This is a genomic window from Serratia sp. 22278 (assembly GCF_052045405.1).
GTDB lineage: Bacteria > Pseudomonadota > Gammaproteobacteria > Enterobacterales > Enterobacteriaceae > Serratia > Serratia marcescens.
In genome coordinates this window covers 1-25,044 of the sequence record NZ_JBQEOW010000006.1, presented here as the reverse complement: position 1 = coordinate 25,044, position 25,044 = coordinate 1, and the positions used below count along the sequence as shown (strand labels likewise).

The 25,044-nt window shown below is 59.9% G+C and carries 24 protein-coding genes; 20 read left to right on the top strand and 4 right to left on the bottom strand.

The genetic code is table 11. The annotated features are described in order from the left end of the window. Positions 1–83: 83 nt before the first annotated feature. Positions 84–911 (bottom strand): dienelactone hydrolase family protein, encoded by an 828-nt coding sequence (locus ACTJJ6_RS13065; RefSeq protein ID WP_079450407.1) that lies wholly within the window; start codon positions 909–911, stop codon positions 84–86. Positions 912–1,397: 486 nt separating this feature from the next. Here ACTJJ6_RS13065 and udp point away from each other — a divergent pair, with 486 nt between their 5' ends. From udp to hemB, 12 genes are all read left to right on the top strand, one after another. Continuing rightward, entirely contained in the window at positions 1,398–2,159 is a 762-nt protein-coding gene (gene udp / locus ACTJJ6_RS13060) for a uridine phosphorylase (RefSeq protein ID WP_004934432.1), read from the top strand. A gap of 129 nt (positions 2,160–2,288) precedes the next feature. Next, complete coding sequence (locus tag ACTJJ6_RS13055; protein WP_197759063.1) at positions 2,289–3,071, top strand: tyrosine-protein phosphatase; 783 nt, start codon at positions 2,289–2,291, stop codon at positions 3,069–3,071. 79 nt (positions 3,072–3,150) lie between these two features. After that, entirely contained in the window at positions 3,151–3,681 is a 531-nt protein-coding gene (locus ACTJJ6_RS13050; protein ID WP_004934438.1) for a DedA family protein, read from the top strand. Positions 3,682–3,821: 140 nt separating this feature from the next. Further along, complete coding sequence (gene rmuC, locus ACTJJ6_RS13045) at positions 3,822–5,369, top strand: DNA recombination protein RmuC (protein ID WP_206195086.1); 1,548 nt, start codon at positions 3,822–3,824, stop codon at positions 5,367–5,369. A gap of 78 nt (positions 5,370–5,447) precedes the next feature. Next, complete coding sequence (gene ubiE, locus ACTJJ6_RS13040; RefSeq protein WP_004934443.1) at positions 5,448–6,203, top strand: bifunctional demethylmenaquinone methyltransferase/2-methoxy-6-polyprenyl-1,4-benzoquinol methylase UbiE; 756 nt, start codon at positions 5,448–5,450, stop codon at positions 6,201–6,203. A 13-nt stretch (positions 6,204–6,216) separates the two neighbouring features. After that, positions 6,217–6,825, top strand: coding sequence for a ubiquinone biosynthesis protein UbiJ (gene ubiJ, locus ACTJJ6_RS13035; RefSeq protein ID WP_440804317.1), 609 nt, complete (start codon positions 6,217–6,219; stop codon positions 6,823–6,825). Next, positions 6,822–8,453: a ubiquinone biosynthesis regulatory protein kinase UbiB gene (ubiB, locus tag ACTJJ6_RS13030; protein ID WP_004934451.1), complete on the top strand. Its 1,632-nt coding sequence runs from the start codon at positions 6,822–6,824 to the stop codon at positions 8,451–8,453. Before ubiJ ends, ubiB begins: the two co-directional genes overlap by 4 nt. Before the next feature lie 80 nt (positions 8,454–8,533). Then, positions 8,534–8,797: a Sec-independent protein translocase subunit TatA gene (gene tatA / locus ACTJJ6_RS13025; protein WP_016929449.1), complete on the top strand. Its 264-nt coding sequence runs from the start codon at positions 8,534–8,536 to the stop codon at positions 8,795–8,797. Between the two features lie 3 nt (positions 8,798–8,800). After that, complete coding sequence (gene tatB / locus ACTJJ6_RS13020) at positions 8,801–9,352, top strand: Sec-independent protein translocase protein TatB (protein WP_021504797.1); 552 nt, start codon at positions 8,801–8,803, stop codon at positions 9,350–9,352. A 3-nt stretch (positions 9,353–9,355) separates the two neighbouring features. After that, entirely contained in the window at positions 9,356–10,126 is a 771-nt protein-coding gene (gene tatC / locus ACTJJ6_RS13015) for a Sec-independent protein translocase subunit TatC (RefSeq protein WP_004934456.1), read from the top strand. A 53-nt stretch (positions 10,127–10,179) separates the two neighbouring features. Then, positions 10,180–10,962, top strand: coding sequence for a 3'-5' ssDNA/RNA exonuclease TatD (gene tatD, locus ACTJJ6_RS13010; protein ID WP_028127638.1), 783 nt, complete (start codon positions 10,180–10,182; stop codon positions 10,960–10,962). A 14-nt stretch (positions 10,963–10,976) separates the two neighbouring features. Beyond that, on the top strand, positions 10,977–11,999 hold the full coding sequence (gene hemB, locus ACTJJ6_RS13005) for a porphobilinogen synthase (protein ID WP_004934463.1): 1,023 nt from the start codon (positions 10,977–10,979) through the stop codon (positions 11,997–11,999). Positions 12,000–12,044: 45 nt separating this feature from the next. Here hemB and rfaH read toward each other — a convergent pair whose 3' ends face one another. Beyond that, a complete protein-coding gene (gene rfaH / locus ACTJJ6_RS13000; protein ID WP_016929445.1) occupies positions 12,045–12,533 on the bottom strand; it encodes a transcription/translation regulatory transformer protein RfaH in 489 nt (162 codons plus the stop codon). A 245-nt stretch (positions 12,534–12,778) separates the two neighbouring features. Here rfaH and pepE point away from each other — a divergent pair, with 245 nt between their 5' ends. From pepE to fre, 3 genes are all read left to right on the top strand, one after another. Further along, positions 12,779–13,504 carry a dipeptidase PepE gene (pepE, locus tag ACTJJ6_RS12995; protein ID WP_004934469.1) on the top strand — a complete coding sequence of 242 codons (726 nt, stop codon included), beginning with the start codon at positions 12,779–12,781 and terminating at the stop codon, positions 13,502–13,504. 62 nt (positions 13,505–13,566) lie between these two features. Further along, positions 13,567–15,087 carry a 4-hydroxy-3-polyprenylbenzoate decarboxylase gene (gene ubiD, locus ACTJJ6_RS12990; RefSeq protein WP_015376309.1) on the top strand — a complete coding sequence of 507 codons (1,521 nt, stop codon included), beginning with the start codon at positions 13,567–13,569 and terminating at the stop codon, positions 15,085–15,087. 50 nt (positions 15,088–15,137) lie between these two features. After that, positions 15,138–15,839 carry an NAD(P)H-flavin reductase gene (gene fre / locus ACTJJ6_RS12985; RefSeq protein WP_004934474.1) on the top strand — a complete coding sequence of 234 codons (702 nt, stop codon included), beginning with the start codon at positions 15,138–15,140 and terminating at the stop codon, positions 15,837–15,839. A 172-nt stretch (positions 15,840–16,011) separates the two neighbouring features. Here the strand turns inward: fre and fadA are convergent, their stop codons facing one another. Then, complete coding sequence (gene fadA / locus ACTJJ6_RS12980) at positions 16,012–17,175, bottom strand: acetyl-CoA C-acyltransferase FadA (RefSeq protein WP_440804328.1); 1,164 nt, start codon at positions 17,173–17,175, stop codon at positions 16,012–16,014. A gap of 10 nt (positions 17,176–17,185) precedes the next feature. Beyond that, on the bottom strand, positions 17,186–19,375 hold the full coding sequence (fadB, locus tag ACTJJ6_RS12975) for a fatty acid oxidation complex subunit alpha FadB (protein ID WP_440804332.1): 2,190 nt from the start codon (positions 19,373–19,375) through the stop codon (positions 17,186–17,188). Positions 19,376–19,608: 233 nt separating this feature from the next. On the opposite strand from fadB, the gene ACTJJ6_RS12970 reads away from it, so the two are divergent. The 5 genes from ACTJJ6_RS12970 (at position 19,609) to hemG (ending at position 24,905) form a co-directional block, all read left to right on the top strand. Continuing rightward, complete coding sequence (locus ACTJJ6_RS12970; protein WP_049299745.1) at positions 19,609–20,805, top strand: MFS transporter; 1,197 nt, start codon at positions 19,609–19,611, stop codon at positions 20,803–20,805. A 112-nt stretch (positions 20,806–20,917) separates the two neighbouring features. Then, positions 20,918–22,249 (top strand): Xaa-Pro dipeptidase, encoded by a 1,332-nt coding sequence (gene pepQ / locus ACTJJ6_RS12965; RefSeq protein ID WP_049299746.1) that lies wholly within the window; start codon positions 20,918–20,920, stop codon positions 22,247–22,249. Continuing rightward, positions 22,249–22,863 carry an IMPACT family protein gene (locus ACTJJ6_RS12960; protein ID WP_004934489.1) on the top strand — a complete coding sequence of 205 codons (615 nt, stop codon included), beginning with the start codon at positions 22,249–22,251 and terminating at the stop codon, positions 22,861–22,863. The genes pepQ and ACTJJ6_RS12960 overlap by 1 nt, the downstream gene beginning before the upstream one ends. A gap of 35 nt (positions 22,864–22,898) precedes the next feature. Next, on the top strand, positions 22,899–24,350 hold the full coding sequence (gene trkH, locus ACTJJ6_RS12955; RefSeq protein WP_004934492.1) for a Trk system potassium transporter TrkH: 1,452 nt from the start codon (positions 22,899–22,901) through the stop codon (positions 24,348–24,350). 21 nt (positions 24,351–24,371) lie between these two features. Next, positions 24,372–24,905, top strand: coding sequence for a menaquinone-dependent protoporphyrinogen IX dehydrogenase (gene hemG / locus ACTJJ6_RS12950; protein WP_025304933.1), 534 nt, complete (start codon positions 24,372–24,374; stop codon positions 24,903–24,905). The last annotated feature ends 139 nt before the right edge of the window (positions 24,906–25,044 follow it).

The window sequence follows — 25,044 nt, the reverse complement described above, 5'->3', positions numbered from 1 at the left end:
GGCGTGCGGCGGGTAAACCGCCGCAGATAGATTTACTGGTGTGATGATTGGGCGCTTCGGCGCCCTTTTTTATGCGAGGAGGATTACTTGACGCCGTGCTGGGCGAACCACGCCAGCATGCGCTGCCAGCCGTCCTCCGCCGCTTCGGCGTTGTAGCTGGGGCGATAGTCGGCGTTGAATGCGTGCCCGACGCCAGGATATACCACGATTTCGGCCTCGGCGTTGGCGGCGCGGATCGCCTGACGCATGGTTTCCACCGTCTCCAGCGGAATGCCGTTGTCCTGCCCGCCATACAGCCCCAGCACCGGCGTTGACAGGTGGGTGGCGACATCGACCGGATGCTTCGGTGAATTCAGCGTTTTCTCGCCGACCAGTTTGCCGTACCAGGCGACCGCTGCCTTCAACTGCGGGTTGTGCGCCGCGTACAGCCAGGTAATGCGGCCGCCCCAGCAGAAACCGGTGATCGCCAGCTTGCCGGCGTCGCCGCCGTGGCGAATAGCCCAGTGCGCGGCGTGATCCAGATCGGACAACACCTGACGATCCGGCACCTTGGTCACCAACTGCTGGAACAGCTCGCCGATATCGCTGTAGTCGTTGGCATCGCCCTGGCGGAAATAGAGCTCGGGCGCGATCGCCAGATAGCCCTGCTTGGCCAGGCGACGGCACAGATCCTGAATGTGCTCATGGACGCCGAAGATTTCCTGCACCACCAGCACGATGGGAAAGGGGCCGTTATGGTCGGCGGGTTTGGCGACGTAGGCCGGCAGCGCGTCGCCCTGAGAAGGGATGGTCGTTTGCCCGGCGTGAATGCCCTGTTCGTCGGTGATAATCGCGGAGGTGGCCAACGGCGCGGCGGCCGGGGCGAATCCCCCCTGAGCCTGTTCTAATGTCATCACATGTTCGGTTTTCATTGCGGTCTCCGTGCAATAGAAAAAAGCGCTGAGATTAACTATAGGAAAGATTACCCATTATTGGCGCTGCGTGGCGCACTTTCGGACAAGTCGATAAAAAACGGCTAATTATCTGGCTTTGCGGCATTTTTAAGCGCTTTTTATCATGTTATTACGCGTTTTGGCCCGCGTAAGTGCCATAAGGTGCGTTAGAGGGCTTTTTTGTCCCTAAGCAACCGATAAGATGGGGGTATTTCGAATTGATGCGCTAAATAGTTTCAGTCGGCAACCAACGGACAGGGAGCGGCAAGGTTTATCGGCTAGACTGAGGTTTAGCGGTTTGAGGGCGGCTCATTAATGGGGTTTTTGTGACTTAATTCACAAAAAATATGTAGCATGTAATTTGTTTCTCTTTTCATAGTGACTATCGTCACGAAATTAAACGGCGATTTTCAGTAGAGTGCTTTTTTGTTCCTCCCAATAAACATGATCCATGAGGAGTCTCGTATGTCTCAGTCTGACGTTTTTCATCTCGGCCTCACCAAGAACGATTTACAAGGGGCCCAGCTTGCCATCGTGCCGGGCGATCCGCAGCGCGTAGAGAAGATTGCCAAGCTGATGGAAAATCCGGTGCATCTGGCCTCCCATCGTGAATTCACCACCTGGCGCGCAGAGCTGGACGGCAAGGCGGTGATCGTCTGCTCCACCGGTATTGGCGGCCCGTCTACCTCTATCGCGGTGGAAGAGCTGGCGCAGCTGGGTATTCGCACCTTCCTGCGCATCGGCACCACCGGCGCCATTCAGGCCAATATCAACGTCGGTGACGTGCTGGTGACTACGGCGGCGGTACGCCTCGACGGCGCCAGCCTGCACTTTGCGCCGATGGAGTTCCCGGCGGTTGCGGACTTCGCCTGCACCACCGCGCTGGTGGAAGCGGCCAAAGCCAGCGGCGCGACCACCCACATTGGCGTAACCGCTTCTTCCGATACTTTCTACCCGGGCCAGGAACGTTACGACACCTACTCCGGCCGCGTGGTCAGCCGTTTTAAAGGCTCGATGGAAGAGTGGCAGGCGATGGGCGTGATGAACTATGAAATGGAATCCGCCACGCTGCTGACCATGTGCGCCAGCCAGGGCCTGCGCGCCGGCATGGTGGCTGGGGTGATCGTTAACCGCACCCAGCAAGAGATCCCGAACGCCGAAACCATGAAAAACACCGAAAGCAAAGCGGTGCAGATCGTGGTGGACGCCGCCCGCCGTCTGCTGTAATCGCCTCCCCTCAACGGGCCGCCGACGCGGCCCGTTTTTCCATTCGCGGCTAATCTGTTACGGTGATACTCCTCAGCGCTGCGCCGATGGCTGCCGCGCGTTGTCATAACAAAAACAACGAGGACGTTTATGACCGCCCAGATCCTGCTTCATCCTTCGCTTGCGCCGCTCGACGGCGGCATTAACTTCCGTGACTTCGGCGGCAACGGCGTGGCCGACGGGCGCCGCATCAAACGCGGCCTGCTGTTCCGCTCCGGTTCTCTCGAGCGGCTGACGGAAAACGACTGCACTTTCCTCGCTGGAGTGCCGGTGCGTTCGGTGCTGGACTACCGCGATGCCGACGAGGTGCAGGCCAAACCGGATATTCTGTGGAATGGCGCCGACTATCACCATGTGCCGGCCAACCCGCTGAGCAGCGAAGTCAACGCCAACCTGGAAAAGCTCACCAACGAAACGCTGGCCGCTTTCGACGCTCGGGCGTTCATGCTGGAGCTGTATCGCCGTCTGCCGTTCGGCAATGCGGCCTATCAGCGGCTGGCGCAGCTGTTGAGCAACCCTGGCGGCGGCGCGATCGTGCAACACTGCGCGGTCGGCAAGGATCGCACCGGGGTCGGTTCGGCGTTGGTGCTGTTCGCGCTGGGGGCCGACGAAACGACGGTACTGGAAGACTATCTGCTGACCGAAACCACGCTGGCCACTTTCCGCGAACAGATGCTGGATCAGCTCTCTATCAAGCTGAATGCGGCGGCGCTGGAGCAATTCGCCTACGTGCTCAGCGCGCGCGAGGAGTTCCTGATGACGGCGCTGGGCTGCATCCGCCAACAATACGGCTCCACCGACCGCTGGCTGGAAGCGGAATACGGCCTGGGCGCGGCCCAGCGCGAAGCGCTGCAGGCATTCTACCTCGAGTAAATTGCCGCGTGTTTAGCCGGGGTTTAACTCGCCCCGGCTTATCCTAGGCGGCGAACCATCGCGTATCAGGAGCCCCGTATTGAGCCTCAATGACGTTATCAACTGGGTCAGCGACGTCGTGCGTCAGCACGAAGGCTGGGCCATTCCCATCATTTTCTTCCTGGCGTTCGGCGAGTCGCTGGCGTTTTTGTCGCTGCTGCTGCCGGCCACGGTGATCCTGCTGGCGCTGGGCGCGCTGATCGGCGAAAGCGGCATCGCCTTTTGGCCGATTTGGGCCGCTGCCGCCGCCGGGGCGTTTTTCGGCGACTGGCTCTCTTACTGGATCGGCTATCACTATCAGGATCGCGTGGCCCATATGTGGCCGCTGTCGCGCAATCCGCAGCTGCTGGCGCGCGGCCACGCCTTCTTCGAGCGCTGGGGCGTGCTGGGCATTTTCATCGGCCGCTTCTTCGGCCCGCTGCGCGCCGTGGTGCCGCTGGTGGGCGGCATTTGCGGCATGCCGCAGCGCTATTTCCAGCTGGCCAACGTCACGTCGGCGATGATCTGGGCGTTTGGCATTCTGGCGCCGGGGGCATTCGGCATCAAGTGGCTCAGCCAGTGGCTGGGCTGATTTCTCGCTAAATTGCGCAGCGCCGCGCAATATTGTGCGCGGCCGGCAAAATCAGGCTGGACATCCATACAGCCTCCCCTTAACGTGACGGGCAATGGGCGAGCAAAACGCCGCAACGGCTAGGTGCAACAGGAGGCAGGGTGGATACCAGTCTGATTTATGGGATTGGCGGCGTCGCGATCGGCATGCTGTTGGGGTGGCTGATCGCCAGTCTGCGGGTGCAGCAGACGCATGCGCAACATGAAACCGAACTGCGGTTGCTGGAGCAAGCGTTGCAGCAGGCGCAGCAGGAAACGGCCGTGCGGCAGGAAACGCTGCAGCGCCACGAGCAGCAGTTGCGCCAGAGCGAGCTGGAGCTGCGCAATCTGCACAGCCAACTGGCGGCCGGACATGAGAAGCTGCAACAGCTCAACCATTGGCGCAACGAATGCGAGCTGCTCAATCAGGAGCTGCGCGCCCAGCGCGAGGTTAACAGCGCGCAGGAAGCCGAACTGCGCGAAGTCACCATCCGTCTGGAAGAGACGCGTATGGCGGCGGAGGAGAAGCAGCGCCTGCTTATCAACAGCGAACAGCGGCTCACCACCCAGTTTGAAAATCTCGCCAACCGCATTTTTGAACACAGCGGCCGCAAGGTTGACGAGCAAAATAAGCAAAGTTTGGATCGTTTACTGCTGCCGCTGCGCGAACAGCTGGACGGTTTCCGCCGTCAGGTGCAGGACAGCTTTGGCCAGGAAGCGCGGGAGCGCCATACGCTGACGCACGAGATACGCAATCTGCAGCAGTTGAACGCGCAGATGGCGCGCGAGGCGATCAACCTCACCAAGGCGCTGAAAGGCGACAACAAAACGCAGGGCAACTGGGGCGAGGTGGTGCTGAGCCGGGTGCTGGAGGCTTCCGGCCTGCGCGAAGGGCATGAGTATGAAACGCAGGTCAACGTGCGGGTGGATCATCAGAGCCGCATGCAGCCCGATGTGATCGTGCGCCTGCCGCAGGGTAAGGATGTGGTGATTGACGCCAAGATGTCGCTGATCGCCTACGAGCGCTATTTCAACGGCGAGGATGAGGCGGAGCGCGAAGCGGCGCTGAGCGAACATATCGCCTCGCTGCGCGGCCACATCCGCATGCTGGGCCGCAAGGACTATCAGCAGCTGCCGGGGCTGCGTTCGCTGGATTATGTGCTGATGTTCATTCCGGTCGAGCCCGCCTTCCTGCTGGCTATCGATCGCGAGCCAGAGCTGATCAGCGAAGCGCTTAAGCACAACATCATGCTGGTCAGCCCGACCACGTTGCTGGTGGCGCTGCGTACCATCACCAACCTGTGGCGCTATGAGCATCAGAGCCAGAACGCCCAGCGCATCGCCGATCGCGCGGCGAAACTGTATGACAAGATGCGGCTGTTCGTGGACGATATGTCCGCTCTGGGGCAGAGCCTGGACAAGGCGCAGGGCAGTTATCGTCAGGCGATGAACAAACTGAGCGAAGGCCGTGGTAATCTTATCGGCCAAATTGAAGGTTTCCGCGCGTTGGGGGTTGAGGTCAAACGGCCGATAAACCCGCTGCTGGCGCAGCAAGCCGGCGCGCAACACGATGAAGCGGAAGAGGCGAACGACGATGATGTCGCCGCGCTGCCGCAGACGAACGACGATGACGATACCGCCGGGGAACCGGGCTTCGTTTCGCACGGCTGAGGCCGTGGCGAGGTGGGGTATTCACCGGGCTTCTGGTACACTCATCCACACAAAATTGACTGAATAGCAGGCAGGACAATGGCAGATCAATCGCAGGAAACCACCGATTTCGGTTTTCGCACCGTCGCTAGAGACGAAAAACAGGCCATGGTGGCGGACGTTTTTCATTCGGTAGCGGCAAAGTATGACGTGATGAACGACCTGATGTCGTTCGGTATTCACCGTATCTGGAAGCGTTTCACCATTGACTGCAGCGGCGTGCGCCGCGGGCAGCGCGTGCTGGATCTGGCCGGCGGTACCGGCGACCTGGCCGCCAAGTTCTCCCGCATGGTCGGCGAGCAGGGGCAGGTGGTGCTGGCGGACATCAACGATTCGATGCTCAAGATGGGGCGCGAGAAGCTGCGCGATCGCGGCATCGTCGGCAACATCAATTATGTGCAGGCCAACGCCGAAGCGCTGCCGTTCCCGGACAATTACTTCGATTGCATCACCATCTCCTTTGGCCTGCGTAACGTCACCGACAAAGACAAAGCGTTGCGCTCGATGTTCCGCGTGCTGAAACCGGGCGGCCGTCTGCTGGTGCTGGAGTTCTCCAAGCCGCTGCTGGCGCCGCTGAGCAAAGCCTATGACGCCTACTCTTTCCACGTGCTGCCGAAGATCGGCGAGTTGGTGGTGAAAGATCCTGACAGCTACCGTTACCTGGCGGAATCGATCCGCATGCACCCCGATCAGGAAACCCTGAAGGGCATGATGGGCAACGCCGGTTTTGAAAACGTCACCTATTTCAACCTGACCGGTGGGATTGTCGCCCTGCATCGCGGCTTCAAGTTCTGAGAGGGAGATGCCGATGCTGTTTACCCCTCTGCTGACCGGCGCGTTGGAAACCTCGCTGAATAACCTGCTGTTTCGCGATCGCAGCATGAAAGCCGCCCGCCAACGCCTGGCGGGCAAGGTGCTGCGCATCGAACTGGAAGAGCTGGCTTCACCGCTGGTGCTGGTGTTCAGCGAACTGCGCGTGGATGTGCTGGGGCAGTCTGAAGACAGCGCCGATTGCACCGTGCGTAGCCGCATTCCCGCCTTACTTAAGCTGCGCGATCGCCAGCAGTTGCCGGTGCTGATGCGCAGCGGCGAATTGACGGTGGAAGGCGATATTCAGGTGGTGCAACAGCTGGTTGGCCTGCTCGATCTGGCGGAGTGGGATCCGGCGGAGTGGCTGGCGCCCTACATCGGCGATATCGCCGCCCAAGGCATTACACAGGCGCTGGGAAAAGGCGCCTCGCTGCTGAAAGCCGGCTTTATGCGCCGGCAGCAAGACATGGCTGAGGCGTTGACCGAAGAGTGGCGCCTGGCGCCGGGGCCGCTGGAAGTGGTGTGGTTCAACGAAGAAGTTGACGCACTCGCCCGCAGCGCGGAAGCGCTGATTGCCCGTATGGACAAGTTGGAGGGCAAGCGATGACCCCAGGCGAACTGCGCCGTTTGTATTTTATCGTCCGCGTTTTTCTCAGCTATGGGCTGGATGAGCTGATCCCTAAAATGCGGTTGACGCTGCCGCTGCGCTTTGGCCGCCGGCTGCTGTTCTGGATGCCGAATCGGCACAAGGACAAACCGCTGGGTGAACGTCTGCGGCTGGCGCTGCAGGAATTGGGGCCGGTCTGGATCAAGTTCGGCCAAATGATGTCGACCCGTCGCGATCTGTTTCCGCCGCACATTGCCGATCAGCTGACGCTGCTGCAGGATCGGGTGGCGCCTTTCGATGGCGCGTTGGCGCGTAAGCATATCGAGCTGGCGATGGGCGGCCCGCTGGAGACCTGGTTCGATGACTTCGATCAGCAGCCGCTGGCCTCTGCCTCGATCGCGCAGGTGCATACCGCGCGGTTGAAAACCACCGGCCAGGAAGTGGTGCTGAAGGTGATCCGGCCGGATATCGGGCCGATCATCAAGGCCGACGTGCGTCTGATGTACCGGTTGGCAGGCTGGGTGCCGAAGCTGTTGCCGGACGGCCGCCGTCTGCGCCCGCGCGAAGTGGTACGCGAGTATGAGAAAACTCTACTGGACGAATTGAACCTGCTGCGCGAAGCGGCTAACGCCATTCAGCTGCGCCGCAATTTCGACGGCAGCCCAATGCTGTACGTACCGGAAGTTTATTCCGACTACTGCCGCGAAAGCGTATTGGTGATGGAGCGCATTTACGGCATTCCGGTCTCGGACATCGCCACGCTGGAACAGCAGGGCACCAACATGAAACTGTTGGCGGAACGCGGCGTCCAGGTGTTCTTTACCCAGGTCTTCCGCGACAGCTTCTTCCATGCGGACATGCATCCCGGTAATATTTTCGTCAGCTACGAACATCCGGAAGATCCTTGCTACATCGGCATCGACTGCGGCATCGTCGGTTCGCTGAATAAGGATGATAAACGCTACCTGGCGGAAAACTTCATCGCCTTCTTCAACCGCGATTACCGCAAGGTGGCGGAACTGCACGTCGACTCCGGGTGGGTGCCGCGCGACACCAACGTGGAAGACTTCGAATTCGCCATCCGCACCGTGTGCGAGCCGATTTTCGAGAAGCCGCTGGCGGAGATTTCCTTCGGCAACGTGCTGCTGAACCTGTTCAACACCGCGCGACGCTTCAATATGGAAGTGCAGCCGCAGTTGGTGTTATTACAGAAGACCTTGCTGTATGTTGAAGGACTGGGGCGTCAGCTCTATCCGCAGCTGGATCTGTGGACCACCGCCAAGCCGTTCCTCGAGAGCTGGCTGCGCGATCAGGTCGGCATTCCCGCCGTGGTGCGTGCGCTGAAAGAGAAAGCGCCGTTTTGGGCGGAGAAGCTGCCGGAACTGCCCGAGCTGTTTTACGACAGCTTGCAGCAGCATAAACTGTTGCAACAAAGCGTTGATAAGCTGACCAACCAGATGCAGGCTCAGCGGGTTCGTCAGGGGCAGTCACGTTATTTGTTCGGCGTTGGCGCTACACTGTTGGTAAGCGGCACGCTGCTGCTGCTGGGGCAAATCGAGGTGTTTCCCGCCTGGATGATGGCCGCCGGCATCGTATGCTGGGTGATTGGCTGGAAGCGAACCACCTGATTTAATTCGTCACTCTGGTAAAGTCGGCCCTATAATGCGGGCTGGCTTTAAAAGACCCTTTAAAATTAGAGGTAATTAAAATGGGCGGTATTAGTATTACGCAATTGTTGATCATCGCAGTGATCGTGGTGCTGTTGTTCGGTACCAAAAAACTGCGCACGCTGGGCTCCGATCTCGGTGCCTCGATCAAGGGCTTCAAGAAGGCGATCGGCGACGATACGCCGTCGACCCCCAACACGGCTGAGAAAAGCAGCCTGGATGACGCTGACTTCTCGGCCAAGCCTATTACCGAAAAGCAGCCGGAAGTGAAACCGGAAGAGTCGAAGAACAAAGAGCAGGTATAAACCGTGTTTGACATTGGGTTTAGTGAGCTGCTGCTGGTGCTGGTGATCGGCCTGGTTGTTCTGGGGCCGGAACGCTTGCCGGTCGCGGTCAGAACGGTATCGGGCTGGATCCGCGCGCTGCGCTCGCTGGCGGCCTCGGTGCAGCACGAACTGTCTCAGGAGCTGAAGCTGCAGGAGCTGCAGGACAGCCTGAAAAAAGCGGAACAGGCCGGCCTGCAGAACCTGACGCCGGAACTGAAGGCGTCGATGGATGAGCTGAAAGACGCGGCGGAATCATTGAAACGCACCTACCAGGGCGAGAAAGAAGAGCTGGCGAACACCATTCATAACCCGCAGATCACCGATCCGGAAGCCTTGCACGACGGCGTGACGCCGGCGGAAGCGGCAACCCGCGCCAGTGCGCCCGCCGCCGCGCCAAAACCGGCAGCGGAACCTGAAGCCGTCGCGCCGGTGGCGGCGCAACCGGCTAAAGCGCCGGCGGAAACCGCGCCGGCACCTGTCGAACCTGTTGCGGATAAAACCCCAGCGTCTCACCAACCTAGTGGCGATCGTTAATACATGGCTGTTGAAGATACCCAACCCCTTATCAGTCATCTGATAGAGCTGCGCAAGCGGCTGTTGAACTCGATTATTTGCGTGCTGGCGGTGTTCGTGGTGCTGGTGTTTTTCGCCAACGACATCTACCAACTGGTGTCTGCGCCGCTGCTGAAGCAGTTACCGGCCGGGGCGAGCATGATCGCCACTGACGTGGCGTCACCGTTCTTTACCCCGATCAAATTGACCATGATCGTCTCGGTGTTCGTCTCCGCGCCGATGATTTTGTATCAGGTGTGGGCATTCATCGCGCCGGCGCTGTACAAGCATGAACGCCGCCTGATGATGCCGCTGCTGGTGTCCAGCAGCCTGCTGTTCTACCTCGGCATGGCTTTCGCCTACTTCATCGTGTTCCCGCTGGCCTTCGGCTTCTTCGCCAAGACCGCGCCGATGGGGGTGACCATTGCGACCGACATTAAAAACTACCTCGATTTCGTCATGGCGCTGTTTATGGCGTTCGGCGTTGCCTTCGAAGTGCCGGTCGCCATCATTCTGCTGTGCTGGAGTGGCGTCACCTCGCCGGAAGATCTGAAGAAGAAACGGCCGTATGTGTTGGTTGGCGCGTTTGTGGTCGGCATGCTGTTGACGCCGCCAGACGTGTTCTCGCAAACCTTGTTGGCAATACCGATGTATCTGCTGTTTGAAGTGGGGGTGTTCTTCGCTCGCTTCTATACCGGCAAACGTCGTCCGCAAGCGGAAGAAGAAGACGAGGGTGACGAACCCCCAGCCCCCTGATCCACATTGATTGCGAAGCCGCCCATTGGGCGGCTTTTGCTTTGGAAAAAATCATGTTTGATATCGGCGTTAATCTGACCAGCAGCCAATTCGCCAAAGATCGCCAGGCGGTGGTGGAGCGCGCCCGCGCGGCGGGTGTTACCGGGATGTTGATTACCGGCACCGATCTGGCAGAGAGCCGCGAAGCGGCGGAACTGGCGCAGCAACATGCGGGTTACTGTTGGTCTACCGCCGGTGTGCATCCGCACTACGCCAGCGGTTGGGATGAACACGCCGCCGAGCAGATTTATGCGTTAGCCGCACGCCCTGAAGTGGCGGCGATCGGCGAATGCGGCCTGGATTTCAATCGCAACTTCTCGACGCCCGCGCAGCAGGAAGCGGCGTTCACCGCGCAGCTGGCGCTGGCGGCGGAGTTGGCGCTGCCGGTGTTTCTGCATTGCCGCGACGCACACGCACGTTTTGCCGAGCTACTGACGCCGTGGTTGGATAAACTGCCCGCGGCCGTGGTGCACTGCTTCACCGGCACCGCCGAAGAATTAACAAGCTGCCTGTCGCTGGGTTTGTCGATCGGGATTACCGGTTGGGTCTGCGACGAGCGGCGCGGCCTGGAACTGCGCGCACTGTTGCCGCAGATCCCAGCCGAGCGTCTGCTGCTGGAAACTGACGCCCCTTATCTGTTGCCCCGGGATTTACAGCCTAAGCCCGCATCTCGCCGCAACGAACCCTGTTTCCTGCCCCACATCGTGCAGCAAGTCGCCGTCTGGCGGCGGGAAGAGCCGCAATGGCTGGGGCAAAAAACCGATGAGAACGCCCGCCGGCTATTCCGGCTGGTTTGAGCTAGGAGAAAACTATGAGCTATGCATTTCCGGGCACCTTCCCTGGTCGCCGTATGCGCCGCGTGCGCCGTCACGACTTCAGCCGCCGCCTGGTGGCCGAGAATCAACTGACGGTCAACGACCTGATTTATCCGGTGTTTGTCATGGAAGGCAGCAACCGCCAGGAAGAAGTGGCCTCGATGCCGGGCGTATCGCGCATGACGATCGATCTGCTGGTCAAGGAAGCGGAAACCATCGCCAAACTTGGCGTGCCGGTGATTTCCCTGTTCCCGGTGATCGAACCGAGCCTGAAATCGCTGCATGCGGAAGAAGCCTATAACCCAGAAGGGTTGGTACAGCGCACGGTGCGCGCGCTGAAAGACGCGGTGCCTGAGCTGGGCATTCTGACCGACGTGGCGCTCGATCCCTACACCACGCATGGGCAGGACGGGGTGATCGATGAGCAGGGTTATGTGATTAACGACGTGACCAAAGACATTCTGGTGCGTCAGGCGCTGTCCCATGCTGAAGCGGGCGCGGAAATCGTGGCGCCGAGCGACATGATGGACGGCCGCATCGGGGCGATCCGCGATCGTCTGGAATTGCAGGGCCTGGTGAATACCCAGATCATGGCCTACTCCGCCAAGTATGCTTCCTGCTACTACGGCCCGTTCCGCGATGCGTTGGGCTCCAGCGGCAACCTGAAGGGCGGCAACAAGAAGACCTATCAGATGGATCCGGCCAACAGCGACGAAGCGCTGCAGGAGATTGCGCAGGATCTGCAGGAAGGTGCGGACATGGTGATGGTGAAACCGGGCATGCCGTACCTCGACGTTGTGCGCCGCGTGAAGGATACCTTCGGTGTGCCAACCTTCGCTTATCAGGTGTCCGGCGAGTACGCGATGCATATGGCGGCGATTCAGAACGGCTGGCTGCAGGAGCAACCTGCGGTGATGGAATCGTTGATGTGCTTTAAACGCGCCGGTGCCGACGGCGTGCTGACCTACTTCGCCAAGCGTGTCGCCCAGTGGCTGCACGACGACGCGATGCGCCGCTAAGCGTAAAATGAGCCAACAAAAAGGCGCCTGAGGGCGCCTTTTGCATTACATCTTCTGGAACTGTCGGTTGTCGATGCTTTGGCTGACCTGCTTGTTGATCAGGTTCAGCAACAACATGGAACGCGCTTCGCCGTCCGGCTCGGTGTAGATCGCCTGCAGCCCTTCGAACACGCCGTCGACGATCAGAACGGTATCCCCCGGCTGTGGGGTTTCCGGATCGACATAGGTTTCGCAGGCGTGCGTGCGCAGTTCATCGATCACCTTGCTCGGGATGACGCTCGGCAACGCGCCGAAACGCACGAAGTGGCTGACGCCACGGGTGGCGCTGATGGTGGTGGTGTGAATGCGCTCCGGGTCGAACTCCACAAACAGATAGTTGGGAAACAGGGGTTCGCTGACCGCGATGCGCTTACCACGCACGATCTTTTCCAGCGTGATGATCGGGCTGAGGCAGTTTACCTGCTGCCGTTCCAGATGTTCCTGCGCCCGCAACAACTGACCGCGTTTGCAATAAAGTAGATACCAGGATTCCATAGTTTCACATGCCTTTCTGCCAGCCGGTAAGCATATCAAAAGCTATTCCGGATACATAGTGATGCAAGTTTCAGCGTGTAACATCACCTATCTCTATGAATCTGCGGCTATTAGCGAGGGGTCACACACTTATCGATACGGCGCTGGTATAACAGAGGGCTAAAAATTTGTTACCGTCACAGTATGACAGGCGTAGCGCCGCCGGCTGTGACGCTATTCATCGTTTTCGACCGAGGGGGAAAGAAATGGAGCTGTTTCTGTTGAGCAACGGCAAGCTGTCTGGCGAAGCCGAGCTGCTGGGGTACGCTAAAAGCCAGTTGCTGGCGATGATTGCGCGTCGCGGCATCAAATCCGCCGTCTTTATCCCTTACGCCCTGATCCGTTACGACTATGACCAGCGTGCGCAGGAACTGGCGCAAACGCTGGGCATTGAAGTCACCAGCATCCACCATGCCGCTTCACCGGCGGCGGCGATCGCGCAGGCGGAGTGCATTTTGGTCAGCGGCGGCAATACCTGGTTGCTGAACCAAATGCTGCACGAGCAAGGCCTGATCGTGCCCATCCAGCGCGCGGTGCGCGAGCGTGAAGTGCCTTACGTCGGCTGGAGCGCCGGTTGCAACGTGGCCACGCCGAGCATTCGCACCACCAATGACATGCCGGTGCGCTGCAGCGTGGTGCTGCCGGCGCTGGGGCTGTTCCCGGTGCAGATCAACCCGCACTACATCGACGCGCATATCAGCGGCCACATGGGCGAAACCCGTGACGAGCGCCTGGCGGAGTTCTGCGCGATCAACCCAAGCGAATCGGTGGTGGCGCTGCGTGAAGGTAGCCTGCTGCACGTTGAAGGCAATGCGCTGCGTTACTTCAGCGCTAACGGGCAGGGCTTCAAGGTGTTCCGCCACGGTGAGGAGACGCGTGAATATCAGGATACGCGCGCGCTGGCTGCGCTGGTGCCGTTCAACTGCGGCTGAGGGCCACCCGGCGGCGGGCGGCGTTAACAAAATTGCAGCAACAACCGTGAAGAGGGCTTATAATGCCCTCCCCACTGGCCGTTATAATGATCAGCATGAAATACCGTGACTTACGCGATTTCCTCTCGTTGCTGGAGAAGAGAGGGGAACTAAAACGCATCAGCCAGCCGATCGATCCTTACCTGGAAATGACGGAGATTGCCGATCGCACCCTGCGAGCGGGCGGTCCGGCACTGCTGTTTGAAAACCCGAAAGGGTATGACATGCCGGTGCTGTGCAACCTGTTCGGCACCGCCAATCGCGTGGCGATGGGCATGGGGCAGGAAGACATCAGCGCGCTGCGCGAAGTCGGCAAACTGCTGGCGTTCCTCAAAGAACCTGAGCCGCCGAAAGGCTTCCGCGATCTGTTCGACAAAATGCCGAAGTTCAAGCAGGTGCTGAACATGCCGACCAAGGTGCTGGGATCCGCGCCTTGTCAGGAGCAGGTATGGCAGGGTGACGATGTCGATCTCAGCCGTATTCCGGTGATGCACTGCTGGCCGGAAGACGCCGCGCCGCTGATCACCTGGGGGCTGACGGTAACCCGCGGCCCGCATAAGGAACGGCAAAACCTCGGCATCTATCGCCAGCAGGTGTTGGGCAAGAACAAAGTGATCATGCGCTGGCTGTCGCATCGCGGTGGCGCGCTGGATTATCAGGAGTGGTGCCAGGCGCACCCGGGCGAGCGTTTTCCGGTCGCGGTGGCGCTGGGCGCCGATCCCGCTACCATCCTCGGTGCGGTCACGCCGGTGCCGGATACCCTGTCTGAATATGCCTTTGCCGGGCTGCTGCGCGGCAACAAAACCGAAGTGGTCAAGTGCCTTTCCAACGATCTGGAAGTGCCCGCCAGCGCCGAAATCGTGCTTGAAGGCTATATCGAGCCGGGTGAAATGGCGCCGGAAGGCCCCTACGGCGACCACACCGGTTACTACAATGAAATCGACCAGTTCCCGGTGTTCACCGTTACCCACATCACCCAGCGCCGCAACGCGATCTACCACTCGACCTACACCGGCCGCCCGCCGGATGAGCCGGCGATCCTGGGCGTGGCGCTGAATGAAGTGTTCGTGCCGATCCTGCAAAAGCAGTTCCCGGAAATCGTCGATTTCTATCTGCCGCCGGAAGGGTGCTCGTACCGTCTGGCGGTAGTGACCATGAAAAAACAGTACGCCGGCCACGCTAAACGCGTGATGATGGGCGTCTGGTCGTTCCTGCGGCAGTTTATGTACACCAAATTTGTTATCGTCTGTGATGATGACGTCAATGCGCGCGACTGGAACGACGTGATTTGGGCGATCACCACACGAATGGATCCGGCAAGGGATACCGTTCTGGTGGAGAATACGCCGATCGACTATCTGGACTTCGCCTCGCCGGTTTCCGGCCTGGGTTCGAAGATGGGGCTGGACGCCACCAATAAATGGCCGGGTGAAACCGATCGCGAATGGGGCCGTCCGATTCAGATGGATGAAAAGGTACGTGCGCGCGTCGACGAAATCTGGGATGAGCTCGCAATCTTCAGTGACAGGGAACCGACGTTATAGCGTCAGGCCCTGTTCTCAGCTTTGCATTGATGACCCGACAGAGGGAACGCATGACAATATTGAGCTGTAAAGTGACCTCGGTAGAGGCCATTACCGATACGGTTTATCGGGTACGTCTGGTGCCCGAGCAGCCGTTTTCTTTCAAGGCAGGGCAATATCTGATGGTGGTGATGGATGAGCGCGACAAGCGTCCGTTCTCACTGGCATCAACCCCGACGCAGCAAGATTATATCGAGCTGCACATTGGCGCTTCGGAACTGAATCTGTATGCCATGGCGGTGATGGATCGCATCCTGAAAGAGCAGGCGATCACCGTTGACGTGCCGCACGGCGACGCCTGGCTGCGGGAAGAGGGCAGCCGTCCGCTGGTGCTGATCGCCGGCGGCACCGGTTTCTCTTACGCGCGTTCAATCTTGTTGACCGCGCTGGAGCAGCAGCCGGATCGCGACATTTCAATCTACTGGGGTGGGCGTGAGCTGAAGCACCTGTACGATTTGAGCGAGCTGGAAGCGCTGTCGTTGCAGCATCCGAATCTGAAGGTGATCCCGGTGGTCGAGCAGCCGGAAGCCGAATGGCGCGGCCGCAGCGGCACCGTGCTCAGCGCGGTGCTGCAGGATTTCGGCACGCTGGCGGAGCATGACATTTACATCGCCGGGCGTTTCGAGATGGCGAAAATCGCCCGCGAGCGTTTCTGCGCCGAGCGCGGCGCGCTGGAAGCGCATATGTTTGGCGACGCGTTTTCGTTTATCTGACCGATGCGATGCGCGGTGAACGGGGTGGCCGAGGGTCGCCCCGTTTTTATTTGGGCGTCGGCAAACTTCAGGCATAAAAAACCCGCCCCTGACAGGCGGGAAGAACGGCAACTAAACTTGGCGGGATGCCGCGATTTGAAGTAGTGACGCGGTCATCCCAAGATAGACACAGCTAAACGCGTTCAAAGACGGTGGCGATGCCCTGGCCCAGGCCGATGCACATGGTCGCCAGGCCGAACTGCGCGTCGCGACGTTCCATGTTGTTCAACAGGGTGGTCGAGATGCGGGAGCCAGAACAGCCCAGCGGGTGGCCGAGCGCGATGGCGCCGCCGTTCAGGTTAATCTTGTCGTCGATGCTGTCCATCAGCCCCAGATCCTTGATGCACGGCAGCGACTGGGCGGCGAACGCTTCGTTCAGCTCGAACAGATCGATGTCCTGCACGCCCAGACCGGCGCGTTTCAGCGCCAGCTTGCTGGCCGGCACCGGGCCGTAGCCCATGATGGAAGGATCGCAGCCGACCACCGCCATCGAGCGGATGCGGGCGCGGGCCTTCAAACCGAGCGCTTTGGCGCGCGATTCGCTCATCAGCAGCATGGCGGAAGCGCCGTCCGACAGGGCGGAGGAGCTGCCGGCGGTGACGGTGCCGTTGACCGGATCGAACGCCGGACGCAGGGCCGACAGACTTTCGACGGTGGTTTCCGGGCGAATGACTTCATCGAAATCGTAACGGGTCAGCACGCCGTCGACGTCGTGACCGTTGGTCGGTATGATCTCGTTTTTGAAGTAACCCGCCAGCGTCGCCGCATGTGCGCGCTGGTGGGAGCGGGCGGCAAACTCATCCTGCATCTGGCGACTGATGTTGTGCATCTTGGCCAGCATTTCGGCGGTCAGCCCCATCATCCCGGCGGCTTTGGCCACGCTGCGGCTCAGGCCCGGATGGAAATCCACGCCGTGATTCATCGGCACATGGCCCATGTGTTCCACGCCGCCGATCAGGCTGATGTGCGCGTCGCCAACCATGATGGCGCGCGCCGCGTCGTGCAGTGCCTGCATCGAAGAGCCGCACAGGCGGTTGACGGTCACCGCCGGCACGCGGTGCGGGATCTCGGCCAGCAGCGCGGCGTTGCGGGCGATGTTGAAGCCTTGTTCCAGCGTTTGCTGCACGCAGCCCCAGTAAATGTCATCAATCTCGGCGGCGTCCAGCGCCGGGTTGCGGCTCAGCACTTCACGCATCAGGTGAGCGGAGAGATCTTCGGCGCGCACCTGGCGGAAGGCGCCGCCCTTGGAGCGGCCCATCGGCGTGCGTACGGCATCAACAATAACTACGTTTTCCATCTTTATGACCTCATGCCGGTTGGCGGGTAGCGACGTCGGACAGCGGTGTCGCCACCGGGTAGTAGCTTTCATTGCGTTCGGCCTTGGCGCGCAGACCGGCCGGCACCTGGTACAGGGCGCCGAGGTGTGCGTAACGCTGGGCCAGCTCAACGTAGTTGGCGGTGCCGAGCGTATCCAGGTAGCGGAACACGCCGCCGTGGAACGGAGGGAAACCGATGCCGTAGACCAGCGCCATATCGGCTTCGGCCGGGCTGGCGACGATCTTTTCTTCCAGGCAACGCACCACTTCGTTGATCATCGGGATCATCATGCGCGCGATGATTTCTTCGTCGCTGATGGTCTGGCGCGGTTGGCTCACTTCGGCCAGCAGCGCATCGGTCTGCTCGTCGTTGTCCTTGCGCGGTTTGCCTTTGCTATCCTGGTTGTAGCGGTAGAAGCCCAGCTGATTTTTCTGACCGAAGCGCTGGTTGTCGAACATCACGTCAATGGCGTCGCGATAGTCTTTGCTCATGCGATCCGGGAAGCCGGCGGCCATTACCGCCTGCGCGTGGTGCGCGGTGTCGATGCCCACGACGTCGAGCAGGTAGGCCGGGCCCATCGGCCAGCCGAACTGTTTTTCCATCACTTTATCGATTTGACGGAAGTCGGCGCCGTCGCGCAGCAGCAGGCTGAAGCCGGCGAAGTACGGGAACAGCACGCGGTTGACGAAGAAGCCCGGGCAATCGTTCACCACGATCGGCGTTTTGCCCATGCGGCTGGCGTAGGCCACCACTTTGGCGATGGTGTCATCGCTGGTCTGTTCGCCGCGGATGATTTCCACCAGCGGCATGCGGTGCACCGGGTTAAAGAAGTGCATGCCGCAGAAGTTTTGCGGGCGCTTCAGCGATTTTGCCAGGTGATTAATCGGAATGGTCGAGGTGTTCGACGCCAGAACGGTGTCTTCACCGATCAGGCCTTCCACTTCCGACAGCACGGCGGCTTTGACTTTCGGATTCTCGACGACCGCCTCAACGATCACCTGCGCGCGCTCGATGCCGGCGTAGTCCAGCGTCGGCTGAATGGTCGACAGCACCTGCGCCATTTTCAGGCCATCCAGCTTGCCGCGCTCCAGCTGCTTGTTGAGCAGCTTGGCCGCTTCGCTCATGCCCAGCGTCAGTGACTTGTCGCTGATGTCCTTCATGATCACCGGTACGCCTTTCAGCGCCGATTGGTAAGCGATACCGCCGCCCATGATGCCGGCGCCCAGCACCGCCGCCTGTTTTGGCGCATCCACATTCTTGGCCAGCTTTTTCGCCTGGCCCTTCACGAACTGATCGTTAAGGAAGATGCCGACCAGCGCGCGCGCTTCGTTGGAGCGGGCCAACGGCACGAAGCTGGCGGTTTCCAGTTTCAGCGCTTCATCGCGGCCCAGCTTGGCGGCGGCTTCAATGGTCTTCACCGCGGTCATCGGCGCCGGGTAATGTTTACCGGCGGTCTGCAGCACCATGCCTTTGGCGGTGGTGAAACTCATCGCCGCTTCAATCGGGCTGAGTTTCAGCGGCTCCAGCTTAGGTTGACGCGCGGCGCGCCAGTCCAGCTTGCCGTCGATCGCCTGTTGCAGCATGTTGAGCGCCGCTTCGGCCAGTTTTTCCGGTGTCACCACCGCATCCACCAGGCCGACTTTCAACGCGTCTTTGGCGCTGACGTCTTTGCCGGCGGCGATGATTTCCAGCGCGCTGTCGTTACCCAGCAGGCGCGGCAGACGGACGGAACCGCCGAAGCCCGGCATGATGCCCAATTTGGTTTCCGGCAGGCCGATGCGCGCGTCCGGCGAGGCGACGCGGAAATCGGTCGCCAGAATGCATTCGCAACCGCCGCCGAGCGCATAGCCGTTAATGGCCGAAATGGTCGGTACCGGCAAATCTTCCAGCCGGTTAAAGACGTTGTTGGCGAATACCAGCCACTCGTGCAGCTTTTCAGCCGGTGCGGCGAACAGAGAAAGGAATTCGGTGATATCGGCGCCGACGATAAACGCGGCTTTGGAGGAGCGCAGCAGCAACCCCTTGAGCTCAGGCTGGTTTTCCAGCACGGTGAGCGCTTCGCCCAGGCTGGCGACGGTGCGGGTGTCCAGCTTGTTGACCGAGCCCGGTGCGTTGAACACCAGCTCGGCGATGCCGTTATCGAGCCAGTGCAGTTGTAATGTTTCGCCTTGGTAGAGCATGTCTATCTCCTGAATCAGCGTATGATCTGGTATGACCAGATGAAGAGGAGTGTGGTTTTTATGTTAAAAATATGCAAATGAGAGATTGCATATTTGCTGGTCGGATCACATGTCGCCAAGTTAGTTTTTTGATTTGAAACGAAGTTATATTTTATGTGCTATCGGCATTTGCTGGAGTGTGTCGGCACTCATACACTTGCTCGCAGCGAATGAACATTCAGACGAGGTTACGCATGACTAAGGCGGCTTGTGTCAAACGCAGCGGCTTATGGAGCATTCCGGCCAGAACCATGACGCTGGCATGTCTGTTGGTGTTTATGGCACAGATGGCGACGACCGTGTATTTGCCTTCGCTGCCGACGGTGATGCGGGAGCTGGCGATGAGCCGACGCGCCACCGAGCTGTCCATTTCGATCTTCGTCATCGGCGCCGCTTTGCCGGTGCTGTTCTGGGGCGCGGCCGCCGATCGCTTTGGCCGCCGTGCGCCCCTGACGCTGTCTTTGTTTCTTTTCATTGGCTGCAGCGGGCTGTTGGCGCTGTGCAGCAACGGCGCCCAGCTGCTGGCGCTGCGTGCGCTGCAGGGTGTGGGCGCCGGCGGTGCGGCGATCATTGCGCGTATCATCGTGCGGGATAACTGGAGCGGTGACGAGTTGGCGCGTCGGTTATCGGTGCTCTCCATCGCTTTTATCACCGCGCTGGGCGGTGGTCAGTTTGTCGGCGGCCTGCTCAGCCAATATTCGCACTGGCAGATGGGCTTCGTCCTGATGGGCGCCACCGGTTTGGCCATTCTGGCGCTGATGGCGACGCTGCCGCTTGAGGCGGGGCGCACACGCGGGCCACGCCCGGCGATGGCGGCCACCTACTTCGCCATCCTGCGGCGGCCGGGGTTCTTCTGGCCGGCCTGCGTCGGCGGATTGGGCTTCGCCACCACGGTGACATTGCAGGAGGTGAGCCCGTTCGTCATGCAGCAGGGTTTTGGCCTCAACGTTACGGCGTTCGGCGCGCTGGGGCTGGTGATAGGTATCGCCTACTTTAGCGGCGCGTTGACGGTGAATCGCACGGTGGCGCGTGTCGGCGGGAAAAAACTGATGCAAACCGGCAGCGGCATCGTCGCTCTGGCGACGGTAGCGATCCTGCTGTTGTGGTGGAGTGGCATTCTGGCCGGCCTTTCCGGTATGGCGCTGTTCATCGCGCTGTATTGCCTGACCATTTTTGGCCAGGCGGTGTTGTTTCCCAACAGCATGGCGATGGCGGTCAGCGACGCCAAAGAGCACGGTGCCTATGCGATGGCGCTGTGTGGCTTTCTGCAGCAGTGTCTGGCGGGCATTGCCGCGGCCGGCGCGGTGTTATTGGAGCACCACGGCCTATGGGCGCTGGCGATAGCGTTGCTCGGCCTGGCCAGCTGGCTAATGGTTAAACTGCGGATGTAACGGCATTTGCAGGGAATTGCGAGCTGCTCCGCATGCCCAACGCGATGAGGTTGGTGCGCCGGAGCGCTGTGTTAAGATGACTTCTTTCGTGCTAAGGCATAAGGGTACTGTGATGGAAACGCTGGCTTCTTTGTATAACGACCACTTGGCAGAGCTGCAAAAACGCGCGCGCGAAGTGCTGGAGCGCAACAAGTTGGATGCGCTGCTGATTCATTCCGGGGAACTGCAAAAGGTATTTTTGGACGACCATAGCTATCCGTTCAAAGTGAACGCGCATTTCAAAGCCTGGGTGCCGGTGACGTCGGTGCCGAACTGCTGGTTGTGGATCGACGGTGTCAACAAGCCGAAGCTGTGGTTCTACTCCCCGGTCGACTACTGGCACAGCGTAGAGCCGCTGCCGGACAGTTTCTGGACTAAATCCCTTGAATTGATGCCGCTGGCCAACGCCGACGCCATCGCCCAGCAGCTTCCGCCGCAGCGCGAGCGCGTGGGCTATATCGGTTATGCGCAACAGCGCGCCCGCGATCTCGGCATCCCTTCCGAGAACATCAATCCGAAAGCGGTGTTGAACTACCTGGATTTCCACCGTTCGATCAAAACCGGCTACGAGCTGGCCTGCATGCGCGAAGCGCAGAAGACGGCGGTAACCGGCCATCGTGCGGCGCATGAGGCCTTCCTCTCCGGCATGAGCGAGTTCGACATCAACCTGGCCTACCTGACGGCGACCGGCCACCGCGATACCGACGTGCCTTACGACAACATTGTGGCGCTGAACGAACACGCTTCGGTACTGCACTACACCAAGCTGGATCATCAGCCGCCGGCCGAATCCCTGAGTTTCCTGATCGACGCCGGCGCGGAATATAACGGCTACGCCGCCGATCTGACCCGCACCTACGCGGCGCAAAGCGGCAGCGAGTTTGCCCACCTGGTGAAAGATCTCAACGGTGAGCAGCTGGCGTTGATCGATACCATCAAAACCGGCGTGCGTTATACCGACTACCATGTGCAGATGCACCAGCGCATCGCCAAGCTGCTCAAGAATCACAAGTTGGTGAACGGCCTCAGCGAAGAGGCGATGGTTGAAACGGGTATCACCACGCCGTTCCTGCCGCACGGGCTGGGCCACCCGCTGGGCCTGCAGGTGCACGACGCCGCCGGCTTTATGCAGGACGAGCAAGGCACCCACCTGGCGGCGCCGTCCAAGTATCCGTTCCTGCGTTGCACCCGCGTGTTGCAGCCGGGCATGGTGTTGACCATCGAGCCGGGTCTGTACTTCATTGACTCTCTGTTGGCGCCGTGGCGCAGCGGTGAGTTCAAGCAGCACTTCGCCTGGGATCGCATCGATGCGCTGAAGCCGTATGGCGGCATCCGTATCGAAGACAACATCGTGATCCACGAAAAGCGCATCGAGAACATGACGCGCGATCTGAACCTGGCCTGATGCGGCCGTACCCGATACCGGCGGAAGCAACCTGCTTTACCGAAGAAATAAAGAAGAGCCGTTTTATCACCCTGCTGGCGCCGACCAGCGGGGTAGAAGCGGCAAAGGCGTTTATTCAGCAGGTGCGGGACGAGCACCCGGCGGCGAGGCACCATTGTTGGGCTTTCGTCGCCGGCAGCCCCGATGACTCGCAGCAGCTGGGGTTCTCCGACGACGGAGAACCGTCGGGCACCGCCGGCAAACCGATCCTCGCGCAGCTGATGGGCAGCGGTATCGGCGAAGTGACCGCCGTGGTCGTTCGTTACTATGGCGGCGTCAAGCTGGGCACCGGCGGGCTGGTGAAAGCCTATGGCAACGGTGTTCAACAGGCGTTGAAGCAGTTGGCGTTGGCACAAAAGGTGCCGGAAGCCGAATATATCTTGCAGTGCGACTATGCGCAGTTGGCGCTGGTGGAGAACTTGCTGCAGCAAACCGCAGGTCGGATCCTGCAGGGTGAATACGGTGCCGCCGTCGTGCTGCATCTGGCGTTGCCGGCCACCGAGGTCGAGCTGTTTGGAAATAAATTGCGTGATCTCAGTCGCGGTAATTTGCAATTAACCCCCATTTCGCAATAATTCCTCCCAATTGAATTGCTAAGGATCGTGCTGAAATGCATTTTCGCGCCATAACCCGTATCGTTGGTCTGCTGGTCATCTTGTTCTCCGGGACGATGTTTATTCCCGGCCTGGTGGCATTGATTTACCGCGATGGGGCGGGGCGCGCGTTCAGCCAAACCTTCTTCGTGGCGCTGACCATCGGTCTGATGCTGTGGTGGCCGAACCGCAAACAGAAACACGAGCTGAAGCCCCGTGAAGGCTTCCTTATCGTCGTGTTGTTCTGGACCGTTCTGGGCAGTGTAGGGGCATTGCCGTTCCTGTTTTCGGAGCGGCCCAACTTGTCGCTGACCGACGCCTTCTTTGAATCCTTCTCGGGATTAACGACCACCGGTGCGACGACGCTGGTGGGGTTGGACTCGCTGCCGAAGGCCATTCTGTTCTATCGCCAAATGCTGCAATGGATGGGCGGCATGGGGATCATCGTGCTGGCGGTGGCGATACTGCCGATACTCGGCGTCGGCGGCATGCAGCTGTATCGGGCAGAAATGCCCGGGCCGCTGAAAGATAACAAGATGCGCCCACGCATCGCCGAAACCGCCAAAACCCTGTGGCTAATCTATGTGTTGCTGACCGTCGCCTGTGCGCTGGCGCTCTGGGGGGCTGGGATGTCGGTGTTCGACGCCATCGGCCACAGTTTCTCGACCATCGCCATCGGCGGGTTTTCTACCCACGACGCCAGTATCGGTTATTACGCCAGTCCGACCATTAACACCATCATCGCCGTGTTCCTGCTGATTTCCGGCTGTAACTACGGCCTGCACTTCGCTTTGCTAAGCGGCCGCAGTCTGAAGGTGTACGGGCGCGATCCTGAATTCCGCATGTTCATCTTCGTTCAACTGACGCTGGTGGTGGTGTGCACGCTGGTGCTCTGGGGACATGGCGTCTATAAGAGCGGTATGGAAACGCTCAATCAGGCATTTTTCCAGGTGGTATCGATGGCGACCACGGCAGGTTTTACGACCGACAGCATCGCCAAGTGGCCGCTGTTCTTACCGATGTTGCTGCTGTGTTCGGCGTTCATCGGCGGCTGCGCCGGCTCGACCGGCGGCGGCCTGAAAGTGATCCGTATCTTGCTACTGTACCTGCAGGGCTCGCGCGAGTTGAAAAGGCTGGTGCACCCCAACGCGGTCTATACCATCAAATTGGGCAACCGTGCGCTGCCGGAACGCATTCTGGAGGCGGTGTGGGGATTCTTCTCCGCCTATGCGCTGGTGTTTATCGTCAGCATGCTGGCGATCATTGCCACCGGCGTTGACGACTTTTCCGCGTTCGCCGCAGTGACGGCAACGCTCAATAACCTCGGCCCCGGCCTGGGCGTAGTGGCGGATAACTTCACCACGATGCCGGCGGCGGCCAAGTGGATCCTGGTGGTGACGATGCTGTTCGGGCGCCTGGAAGTGTTCACATTGCTGGTGCTGTTCACGCCAACCTTCTGGCGTGAGTGAGTCTGATATAAGGAGTACGCCATGAAGGCATTGATACTTTATTCGAGCCGTGACGGGCAAACACGCGCTATCGCTTCTTATATAGCAAGCAAGCTGCAGGACACGCTGCGTTGTGAGGTGATCGATCTGCTGCAGGCGGAACAGGTCGATCTTAGCCAGTATCAGCAGGTGATGATCGGCGCGTCTATCCGTTACGGGCACTTTAACCCGGCGCTGGATAAATTCGTCAAGCGTCATGCCGAGCAACTGAATCGAATGCCGAGCGCGTTCTTTGCCGTGAACCTGACCGCGCGTAAACCGGAAAAGCGCTCGCCGCAAACCAACGCTTATACTCGCAAGTTCCTGCTGGCCTCGCCGTGGCAGCCAAAACAGTGCGCGGTGTTTGCCGGCGCATTGCGTTATCCGCGCTATCGCTGGTTCGACCGCATCATGATTCAATTTATTATGCGTATGACGGGTGGTGAAACGGATACCAGTAAGGAAGTGGAGTACACCGATTGGCAGCAGGTCGACCGTTTCGCCCAGGAATTTAGCCAGATCCAGTACGAAAAGTGACAAAAATGCGGGTTTGGCCAGCGTTTTGCCGAAAAAATCCGCGCTTGAAAAGTTTTTTGCATTTAGGGGTTGCGGCCTGCCGAGAACTCCCTATAATGCGCCTCCACTGACCGGGAACAACGACTGACAAGCCGCCGGG